This window comes from Cupriavidus sp. SK-3 (genome assembly GCF_000611145.1).
GTDB lineage: Bacteria > Pseudomonadota > Gammaproteobacteria > Burkholderiales > Burkholderiaceae > Cupriavidus.
Window position 1 is genome coordinate 1 of record NZ_JFJV02000013.1, and the last position, 774, is coordinate 774.

Consider the following 774-nt stretch of genomic DNA (forward strand, 5'->3'; position numbering starts at 1 on the left):
ACTTCATACTCTCAGCTCGCGCTGCGGAATTGTGAAACAAGCCTACGCTTTCCATCAGCCATCGCGAGCGTCCGAAACAGGACACACTCCAGCTGTCCGCACCTGGGATCATCAGTGACCGAAGCTCGGCCGGAGCGGCCTCGCGCCTCTTGTATGCGGCGGGCAAGGCCGGCAACGCGGACGGCGTAGCCACCGGGCCAAGAGATTTCGCCGAATGCGATGCGCCTGGCCTGGCAACATGCCGGGTTCGACGGGAGGCTGCACGCGATCCGAAGGACCTTCACGCCAACTGCATCCACCTCGACCGGAAGAACGACGGCGATATCAACTATGTGGAAGCCGCCAATTTCGCCGGCTTTGTCGCGGTGACGGACGCCATGCCGGCGCAGGCCCTGCCGGCTCGCGGCAATGGGCCAGCGCCTTCGGTTCATCAATTCGGGGAGGGGAAGACACCGTTAACGCAGATCATATAGGTCAGTCCGTTCGGCGTGACCGAGCCCAGGTTCGGCAACGCAAAGTTGGTCATGCCGTCGCCGCCGTAGGTGGTGCCAAGCAGGCTGAACAGCGCCGCGTACTGGTTGATGGGCAGCAACTGGCCGTTTGCGGGCATGCCCTGCCCCCAGCGCGCGGCAGTCAGCCAGACCGAGCCCAGCACGCAATCAACGCCGGCATTGGCGGAGCCGGCGCCGCCGGGCGTGCCAAGGCCGGGCACGGTGCCGGTGGCGCCCGTGGCTCCGGTGGCGCCCGTTGCGCCCGTGGCACCGGTCGGACCCG

At 66.4% G+C, this 774-nt stretch carries 1 protein-coding gene; it reads right to left on the reverse strand.

From position 1 onward, the window contains the following. Positions 1-430: 430 nt before the first annotated feature. A partial coding sequence (locus CF70_RS38665) for a phage tail protein (RefSeq protein ID WP_304413160.1) occupies positions 431-774 on the reverse strand: 344 nt, incomplete at its 5' end.